The 10,689-nt window shown below is 45.3% G+C and carries 3 protein-coding genes; 1 reads left to right on the top strand and 2 read right to left on the bottom strand.

Annotation, left to right across the window (positions count from 1 at the left end):
- Both F6K38_RS28310 and F6K38_RS28305 read right to left on the bottom strand, forming a co-directional pair.
- The coding region (locus F6K38_RS28310; RefSeq protein ID WP_287358388.1) for a KGGVGR-motif variant AAA ATPase at positions 1-1,060 on the bottom strand (1,060 nt) is incomplete at its 3' end.
- A 2-nt stretch (positions 1,061-1,062) separates the two neighbouring features.
- Positions 1,063-1,491, bottom strand: coding sequence for a hypothetical protein (locus F6K38_RS28305; RefSeq protein ID WP_008180740.1), 429 nt, complete (start codon positions 1,489-1,491; stop codon positions 1,063-1,065).
- A gap of 771 nt (positions 1,492-2,262) precedes the next feature.
- Between F6K38_RS28305 and F6K38_RS28300 the strand changes: the two genes are divergently transcribed.
- A partial coding sequence (locus F6K38_RS28300; protein WP_287358386.1) for a non-ribosomal peptide synthetase/type I polyketide synthase occupies positions 2,263-10,689 on the top strand: 8,427 nt, incomplete at its 3' end.

The following is a 10,689-nucleotide window of genomic DNA, read 5'->3' as shown; positions in this document are numbered from 1 at the left end:
TTTGTTCTGATTCGATAATTAAATTTTCAGCTGTTTCATCTTGAGGAACTTTAGTCAAAATAAAAGCAGGGTAAGGGTCTTTATCTCGTGTCGAGGGTGCTAGTTTAGCAATTAATTCTAAAAGCCTCCCAGTTCCGCTGATAGATTGTCCGCTTAACGTAGAGACAAAGATCCGATAGACTCGCGGATCTAAAATTAATCCTGCTGCTAATTCCGAGAGTCCTGCTCGCAAATCTACTAAAACAACATTTACTCCTAAGGCTTTGCCGAGACGAGCTAAACTATCTGTCAATATAAAAGGATTTTTATGGCCTTTAATTAGATGTTCTGGCTTAATGGCTAAACCAGTCAATCGGCTATTAACACGAAAGGAAGGTAATATATAGATTCCGTCTACTAAAGCATTTTGAAGTTTTTGGGTTGCTAAGTCAATGGTTTGCTCTGCGTCTGGAGAAGGGTCTCCATGAATTAAGGCAATAATATCGGCGAAACAAATAGGAGGATAAGGCAGCCTAGATTCTAATAACCAACTAATTCCAGGAGCCTCTAAATCGCCATCAATCAAAAGAACTTTTTGCTTGGCGTTGATTAAAGCTTGTGCTAGGGCCAGAGCATGAGTCGTTCGACCCACACCACCTTTAAAAGAATGAAAGGCAAGCACTGGAGGTAAATCATCTGGGAAGATATCCGGTGCTTGAAGCTTCTCAGTTCGTTGCCAAATAACAGTAGGTCTAGCTAGATTGGGGATAAGTTTAGGAGTTGGGGGTTCTTCCTCTGTTTCTTCTAAAATAATCGGTAAGGTGCGCTGATTGCCCTCGGCACTTTCGAGGATAATACAATCATTACCCTGTTGGCCATTATCTTGGAATCGAGGTTCGTAGACTTCCTGAAGCCATGTTTTGATTGAGCTTTGAGTACCAGGACGAATACCGAGAACTAATTCATCCCAATACCCTCTAGCCCAAACTAAGTCTTTTGGCCATTGCTCTTGCTCTTGCGATCGCAACAATACTTCTTCTACATCTACCCAGGTGTACAGTCGAATATCTGATGGAATCATCGTTATATATTCTCTTTAATCCAATTACAAAGCTGATGGAGCCACTCGATTACGTGTTCTTCATCTTCTTTCTTTATGGTAATGCCATATCGCCAAACTTGATGAGCTTTTCCGATATCTTGAATAGAATCATCACAGGCAATACGAAAGGAAGGAGTTGACTTATTTTTAGTTTGGGTTTTAACAGTAAGTTGACTAGCAGAAATTCTCAGCTCTTTACACCAGCTATCTAAGTTATGACCATGGTTTTTTATCGGATCTTGAAAGGATTTTGTGGTTCGTAAGTTGTTTCTTCTCAAGCAAATACTCTTGAGTCCACATTCCGCAGCATAAAACAGCAAAAGATAGGAAGAAGAACCAGTAACAGAGGTATGAGCTGCAAGATGCTTATGAAAAGCTTGTTTTAATTCACTTACACCAGCATGTATCATACTCGGATTTTATCTAATAGCTTACGGTAGAACAGGAACTTTAATAGTTTAACTCGTCTAGTAAGTTCGAAACAAGGGAATTGATTGACTGTGGGATAATCCTTGGCAGGGTTGATGGCAATAAGCCCTCTCTCCCTTATTACTGGGGTAAAGTTTAAGGTGAGCTAAGGCGCACAGGCTTGCGCGAAGGTCAAAGTTATCGGTCGGTATAGCGCTACGCGCAAGGCAAGAGGCAACAGGCAAGAGGCAAAAGTTGACGTGCATTAGCTTAGGTGCGCTTTCCGCATTAAGAATTTAATTCGCCACGGGTCGCACTTTGTCAGCTTTTATCAATGTCAAACACCTTAATGCGTAGTGCTATACTATCCGAGCAGCACTGTTTTACCCCTCTTAGAAACGATTAGGACAGATTTATTGACCAGAAATTAGCCTTCGCTTCGCAGCTCCTACAGAGCATCCCAAAATTCCTGTTCACCGTTGATAACAGGGTCAAAGGGAAAAAGTAAAAGTTTTTAATTATAACTAATTATCGACCAAACAGCCAGCTAAACTAGAAACTATTCCCGGTTTGGCTTCAACCTAATGAGTAATATCATGTCCCGATAATTCCCCTTAATAACAATCGCCCCATCTCCCCATCTATCTTGGACGAGCAATGTCACAGCCCTACTATCAGTTAAGGAGTTGAGAGTAGTTTTCAGCAGCTCACCCTTGATTTATCTCTGATTATCGTTTAAGGTATCTAGTGTTTGAAAAACTTGGGATTGTGTAATGGTTACAGGGACAACGATTGAACCAAAAATCAATCTAACCGAACAAAGAACCTACTGGCAGCAAAGGCTCTCAGGGGGTTTAGCAGTGTTAGAAATCCCAATAGATTATCCACGTTTATCGGTGTCATCGGTAAAGGTAGCAACAGAAGTCACCAAGCTGGATAGAGAGTTTTACCAAGACCTAAAAACCCTAAGCGATCGCTTCAAGGTCAGCCCATTTACGGTACTCCTGACCGCCTTGAAAATAATGTGGCTCCGTTATACGGGCATCGAAGATATCATCATCGGGTCTGTGGCAACTAGTGTAAAAGAAACCAGGGGGTTGAAGACCTCCCAGCAAGGGGAACACAAGGGTGGAGTTAGGATTAATCCGATTGCCTTGCGCACAGATCTAAGCAGTGATGAAAGCAGTGATATCAGTGGGAAAGAACTATTAAAGCGGGTTAGCCAAACAGTTGAAGAAGCTGCCTTATATCGAGATTACCCATTTGAAGAACTCCTCAAGGGGATTAACAGCAATCAAGAATTAGCAGAAGAATTAGCAAAAGCCCCGATTTTTCAAGTGATGTTGGTGTGGTGCGATCAACCATTCCCTCTGTCACAGACAGGAATTAGTGAAGCAGAACTCAAAGAAATCTCAGCCTACACCAGCCAGTGCGATCTAGTGGTGGTAGCTAAAGAAACAGAAGGAAAATTAACCATTAGGTGGGAGTACAACAGGGAGTTATTTAAATCCGACTCAATTAGGCGAATGTTGGGGCATTGGCTTTCCTTGCTAGAGGGAATGATGGCCAATCCGGAGCAGTCAATTTCTACCTTGCCCCTATTAACTGAAGCCGAACGGCAGCAACTGCTGGTGGAGTGGAACGATACCTCAGCAGACTATCCCCAGGACAAGTGTATCCATCAGTTGTTTGAAGAGCAAGCTGAACGCACCCCAGATGCAGTAGCTGTAGTATTTGAACAAGAACAACTAAGTTACCGAGAACTTAACCAACGAGCCAATCAACTGGCCCACTATTTGCAAGAACTGGGTGTAGGGCCAGAAGTATTAGTGGGTATTTGTGTAGAGCGAAGCTCCTTCAGAGCCGCTTCGCGAACGCATTTAATGCTGGTGGGACTATTGGCAATCCTTAAAGCAGGTGGGGCTTATGTGCCCTTAGATCCAGCCTATCCCCAAGAGCGCTTGGCCTATATGTTAGAAGATGCCCAAGCACCAGTATTATTGACTCATTCGTCCTTAGTTACCAATCAAGAGTCATTAGTTGCCGACAAAGAAAAATTAACAATAGTTTGCTTAGATACTGATTGGGAACTAATTTCTCAACAAAGCCAGGGAAACACCGATAGTGGCGTAAAGCCGGAAAACTTAGCTTATACGATCTACACCTCTGGTTCCACAGGCAAACCTAAGGGAGTGCAAATTCCTCATCAATCCGTAGTCAACTTTTTAACTTCGATGGCCCAACGGCCTGGATTAAGGTCACAGGATACTCTGGTAGCAGTTACCACCATATCCTTTGATATTGCCGGACTAGAACTTTACCTGCCCCTTAGTGTTGGAGCCAAGATCGTTTTGGTCAGCCGTGAAGTAGCTTCTTCCGGGCAGTTGTTGGGGAAACTGATCAAAGATAGTGACGCTACGGTGATGCAAGCCACTCCAGCCACCTGGTATTTGCTTTTAGCATCCGGTTGGGAAGGTATCCCAGGGTTAAAAATCCTTTGTGGTGGCGAAGCGTTACCCTCAGAACTGGCGGATCAGCTCCTCTCGAGGAAAGCTTCCCTGTGGAATATGTACGGTCCGACAGAAGCCACTATCTGGTCAACTGTCCATGAAGTAGCTAAAGGCAGGCAATCCCAACCAGGATTAGATGCTCCAGAATCAATCGGCCAACCCATTGCCAATACGCAAATCTATATCCTCGATGCCCATCTGCAGCCAGTCCCCATTGGAGTCGCTGGCGAACTACACATTGGTGGAGCCGGGCTGGCTAGAGGTTATCGTAATCGTCCAGATTTAACCAAAGAAAAATTTATTACCAATCCCTTTGATCAATCAAAATCAGAACGCCTCTACAAAACTGGAGATTTAGCCCGTTACTTGCCCGATGGCAAGATCGAGTTTCTCGGTCGTATCGATCATCAAGTAAAAGTTCGCGGCTTCCGCATTGAACTTGGAGAAATCGAATCAGTGCTGAACCGACATGCTGGGGTAAATCAAAGTGTCGTTGTTGCCCAGGAAAACCAAGGCAATGGTGTTTCAGGAGGGGATAAACGCCTGGTAGCTTATATTGTTCCCAATCCCAACTACCAAGGTAGTGAAGAGAAAGACGAAAGCGAAGCCCAAGCTATCCAAGAGCAATGGCAAGAGTTGTGGAACCTGGCTTATAGCCAAGAAGCAACTGAAGCCGATCCCACCTTCAACATCAGTGGTTGGAACGACAGCTATACCGGTGCGCCTATCCCAGCCGCCCACATGCGCGAATGGGTAGAGGGGACAGTTGAGAGGATTCTCTCCTGTAAACCCAACCGCGTACTAGAAATTGGTTGCGGTACTGGGATGTTGTTATTTCGTGTTGCTCCCCACTGTTCCTCTTACTGCGGTGTAGATATTGCTCCCCAAGCCCTGCGCTATATCCAGGAACAGATGGATAAATTGGAGGGCAGTTGGTCTCATGTAGAGCTGCGCCAGGGTTATGCTGACAAAGCGTTTGAGGAAATTGAGGCAGGAGCATTTGACACCTTAATCATTAACTCAGTGGTGCAACTTTTCCCCGGTATAGATTACCTAGTAGAGGTTATCGAAATCGCAGCGAAGTTGCTAAAACCTGGGGGAAGCATTTTCATCGGAGATGTACGTAGTTTGCCCTTGTTAGAAGCTTTCCATGCCTCTGTGCAACTCCAACAAGCTCCCACCTCCTTGACCAAAAAGCAATTGCTGCAGCGAGTGCGCAAAGCCATAGTCCAAGAGGGGCAAATGGCCATCGACCCGGGCTTTTTCACCGCCTTGGGGGCACATCTTCCCCAAATTAGTGACGTCCAAATACAGCTCAGGCGGGGGCGTTACCAGAATGAAATGAGCAAATTCCGCTATGATGCGATTCTTCATGTCGGTAAAGATATTTCTCCTACAGCAGAGCCGAGCTGGTTAAACTGGGAAGAGGCTAAAGGTAATGGTAATGATAACCAATTTAGTTTTATCCAGGAACTACTGGTGGCAGAGGAGCCAGAGGTCCTAGGTATTAAAGGAGTACCTAATGGCCGTTTGTCTGAAGAAATTGAGCTTCTGGAACTGCTGCACAATGGAGAAACTGCCACAGTAGGTCAACTAAGGGAAAAGCTCCAACAGTTAAAGGTTGATCCCATAGAACCAGAGGATTGGTGGGAATTAAGCGATCAACTGCCTTATACCATTGCTATTAACTGGTCTGACTCCCAAACTAAGGGTTGCTACGATGTCCTATTTCAAAAAGGCACATTTGCACCCAACTTCCCCATGAAGTCATCTGGTCATCTGCCCTGGACAGCCTATGCTAATAATCCCTTACAAGGACAAGTAGCCAGCCAATTGGAACCAGAATTACGCCGTTATTTGCACAAAAATCTACCGGACTATATGGTTCCGGCTGGCTTTGTGACCCTAGAGGAAATGCCTCTGACCCCCAATGGCAAGGTAAATCGCCGGGCACTTCCTGCCCCAGACCGGTCTCGTCCCGATTTGGCAACAGCTTTAGTTATGCCCCAGTCAGAAACAGAGCAAGTTATAGCTAAGGTATGGCAGGAAGTTCTGCAGTTAGAGGTAGTGGGGATTAAGGATAATTTCTTTGAACTAGGTGGTAATTCTTTACTCCTGACCCAGGTTTATAACAAATTAACAGGAACGTTTGGCTCCCAACTATCCATTGTCAAGCTGTTTCAATACCCAACCATACAGCGTTTGGCTCAAAATTTAAGTAAGGTACAAAAAGAAGAACTAGGTCTGAGTGACCGTAAACAAAAGAAAAGGCGTACCATTACTGGAACGGAAATAGCCATCATTGGCATGTCTGGTCGTTTCCCAGGTGCTAAGAATATTGATGAATTTTGGCAAAATCTGCGAGATGGTATCGAATCCATTTCCTTTTTTGGTGAGCAGGAATTGGAATTAGAGGACACCACCTTATTCAACGATCCTAACTACGTCAAGGCGGGAGCCGTTTTACCTGGTGTTGAGGAGTTTGATGCTTCTTTCTTTGGCTACAGCGCCAAGGAAGCAGAAATTATGGATCCCCAACAGCGAATTTTCTTAGAATGCGCTTGGGAAGCTCTAGAAACGTCTGGCTACAATCCTCAAACCTATTCCGGATCAGTAGGGGTTTATGCTGGTTCTGGCATGAATACTTACTTAATCAACAATGTTCATCCTAACCGCAGTTTTTCCCCCCAACGCACCTTTTTAGGTTCAGCCTTAGATCTTCAGGTAAGGTTAGCTAATGGTAAGGATTTTCTGCCCACAAGGGTTTCTTACAAGTTGAATTTAACTGGGCCGAGCGTTAATGTACAAACCGCTTGTTCTACTTCCCTAGTGGCAGTACATATGGCTTGCCAAAGTCTGCAAAGCGGCGAATGTGACATAGCTTTGGCAGGAGGTGTTGCGGTTACAGTTCCCCAGAAGACGGGCTATCTCTATCAAGAGGATATGATTTTTTCTCCCGATGGTCACTGCCGAGCTTTTGATGCTGAAGCGAAGGGAACTGTGTTTGGGAGTGGAGTTGGCATTGTTATCCTCAAATTACTCAGCAAAGCCATTGAAGATGGGGATAATATCCAAGCAGTGATTAAAGGTTCTGCAGTTAATAATGATGGAGCCTTGAAGGTGGGCTATACAGCTCCCAGCGTGGAAGGTCAACTAGAGGTAATATCATCGGCTATGGCAGAAGCTGAGGTCGATGCTAGTACGGTTACTTATGTAGAAACCCACGGCACAGGAACAGCTTTGGGAGACCCGATTGAAATAGGAGCCCTAAGCCAAGCATTTGCCAAGAGTAGTGATAAAAAAGGCGGTCTTGCCGAGGGTTCCCTTGCGCCTTACTCCGCTGAGGCGGAGAGCTTCGCTAACGGCGGCGCGGGGTCTCGGCCCTTTTGTGCCATTGGCTCAGTAAAAACTAACATTGGACATTTGATTGAAGCAGCAGGAATTGCCGGACTGATTAAAACAGTATTGGCCTTAAAACACAAGCAAATACCGCCAACGCTCCACTTTAAACAAGCTAATCCCAACATTGATTTTGAAAATAGCCCTTTCTACGTTAATACAAAACTTTCTGAATGGGAAAGAAATGGAACTCCCCGCCGGGCTGGAGTGAGTTCTTTTGGTATGGGAGGAACCAATGCCCATGTGGTTTTGGAAGAAGCACCGGAACAATTCAAAATTAAAAATGCAAAATTAAAAAATGAGCGCCCGTGGCATGTTTTGACACTATCGGCGAAAACAGATCAGGCTTTACGAGAGTTGGCAGAGCGTTATGTGAATTATCTTGATGGTGATCAAGATGCAGAGTTGGGTGATATTTGTTTTACAGCTAATACAGGACGCAAAGACTTTAACCATCGTTTAGCGGTTGTGGCTGAATCTAAACAGCAGCTACAGGAACAATTGGCAGCTTTCCCACCACCGATGGTTGGTGTAGTAAATAGTCAGCAAAAACCAAACGCGATCGCTTTTCTGTTTACTGGGCAAGGTTCCCAGTATGTGGGTATGGGTCGTCAACTCTACGAAACCCAACCGACTTTCCGAGAAGCCCTAGATCGCTGCGACGAAATCCTGCACTCTTATCTAGACCAATCTTTACTAGAAGTACTTTATCCCGACTCTGACCAGTCACTAGCCACTGATAACTGGTCACTGAATCAGACGGCTTATACCCAACCGGCTTTATTTGCCATCGAATATGCCCTGTTCCAGTTGTGGAAATCTTGGGGCATAGAACCTGATGTAGTGATGGGTCATAGTGTCGGGGAATATGTCGCTGCTTGTGTGGCTGGAGTGTTTAGTCTAGAAGATGGCCTGAAACTGATTGCCCAACGGGGAAGGCTTATGCAGGCTTTACCTCAAGATGGGGAGATGGTATCTTTATTGGCTTCATTAGAACAAGCGATCGCAGCCATTAAACCCTATGAAAAAGATGTTTCTATTGCTGCGATTAATGGGCCATTAAGTATAGTCATTTCTGGAAAGCGAGAAGCGATTAATGCAGTTATTACCACTTTGGAAGCTGATGGCATCAAGACCAAAAAGTTAACGGTTTCCCATGCTTTCCACTCACCATTGATGGAGCCAATGCTGGAAGAGTTTGAGCAAGTGGCCCGACAAATCAGCTTTTCTTCACCACAGATTAAGTTGATTTCCAATGTTACTGGTAAAGTAGCAACGGAAGAGATAGCAACCCCAGGTTATTGGTGTCGTCATATTCTCCAGCCAGTCCAATTTGCTGCTAGTATGAATAGTTTGGAACAGCAGGGTGTGGAAGTATTGCTAGAGATTGGTCCCAAACCAATCCTCTTGGGAATGGGTCAGGACTGTTTACCGGAACATCAGGGATTGTGGCTGCCTAGTTTGCGTCCTCAACAAGATGATTGGCAACAGCTCCTGACCAGTTTGGGTCAACTCTATGTCCAGGGAATATCGGTAGATTGGTTTGGTTTTGATATTGACTATGGGCGCTGTCGGGAACAACTACCCACTTATCCCTTCCAGCGACAGCACTATTGGATAGAAGCTCCGGATTGGTATCGCCAGGGAGTACTTACTCACCCGAATAGTAATGGTAATGGTAATGGTAACGGTAACGGTAAAACAAGCCACCACGAAGCATTGACCAAAACCCCCGAGAAGTCTCTAGAGAATTGCCTTTATCAGGTAGAGTGGCGTATCAAAGAGCGTCAGAGTTCTGCACTACTCAAGCCGAAGAACTGGCTGATATTTACTGATGCTCAAGGAGTTGGCCAGCAGTTAGTTGCCCTACTCCAGTCCCAAGACCAGGGATGTACAGTTGTCTTCCCTGGTAAGGAGTACGAACAGATAGCTGAGCACAAGTTCAGGATAGACCCTGCTAACCCTCAACACTATCAGCAGCTCTGGGAGAAAATCTCCAACATTGATGGGGTAGTACATCTATGGAGCTTAGATTCCTCCCTTGACCTAGAGTTAGCCTCAAGGATTAGCTGTGGCAGTACTTTATATCTAATCCAAACTCTCCTGAAGCAAGATGGTAAACCTCCTCGTTTGTGGTTTGCTACCCGAGGAGCGCAAGCAGTGGGAGCAAATCCTGCTGTACCTGGAGTGGCTCAATCTCCCTTATGGGGCATGGGAAAAGTTATTGGTTTAGAATACCCAGAATTCAATTCCGTCCTGGTGGATTTAGACCCTAACCCAGCAGTGGATGAGATACAAACCCTATGGGCAGAAATTCAGTCAGAGGATAAAGAAGACCAAGTAGCATTTCGCAACCAAGCTCGTTATGTAGCTAGGCTAGTATCTCGCTCCCCTGTTGTTGAAACAAACAAGCCTCTGGTGTTTGACAACGATCGCAGCTATCTAATTACTGGTGGCTTAGGAGATTTAGGTTTACTGGTAGCCCAGTGGATGGTAGAACAAGGGGCAAAAAACCTGGTGCTAGTAGGACGAAGTAGTCCTAAACCAGCGATCGAGCATAAGTTAAGAAAGCTAGAAAACTTAGGCGCTCGGGTGGTAGTAGCCCAAGCAGATGTCTCTAATGCAGGGCAAGTTACCGAGTTACTAACTAAGATAGAGCAATCCTCGTTTCCTCTAGGGGGTATAGTTCACTGCGCTGGAGTTGTTGAGTTCAGCGGACTGTCGCAGCAAGATTGGCAGCGCTTTGCCCAAGTTCTGGTTGCCAAAGTGCAGGGAACGTGGAATCTACATGCTCTTACCCAAAACCAGCCTTTGGATTTCTTTGTCTGTTTCTCCTCCATTTCCTCCTTATTAGGTTCTCACGGTCTAGGGAGCTATGGGGCAGCTAATGCCTTTCTCGATTCCATAGCAGCTCATCGTCAAGCCTTGGGATTACCTGCTTTAACCGTTAATTGGGGACCTTGGGGTGAGATAGGAATGGGGGCAAAACTGAGTACTGACCATCAGGGGCGAATAGCTGCTTGGGGACTAGCAAACGTAGCTCCGAAGCAGGGATTGTTTGCACTGGAACAACTGCTTCAACAAGATCTAGCACAAGTAGGTGTAATGTCAGTGGATTGGCAGAAGTGGCTACGGCAATTCCACAGTCTGCCACCTTTCTATGAAGATGTTGCGCCAAATACTACTGTAAATACTACTGTCAGGGAAACAAATCTTGATTTTAAGACAGAATTAGAGGCAGTTCCTGCTAACCAACGTCGGGATTTATTAGTAGAGCGCGTTCGTACCCAA

It is taken from the genome of Moorena sp. SIO3B2, assembly GCF_010692525.1.
Lineage (GTDB): Bacteria > Cyanobacteriota > Cyanobacteriia > Cyanobacteriales > Coleofasciculaceae > Moorena > Moorena producens.
The sequence above is the reverse complement of the archived record's forward strand: the minus strand, read 5'-3'. Positions and strand labels throughout refer to the sequence as shown.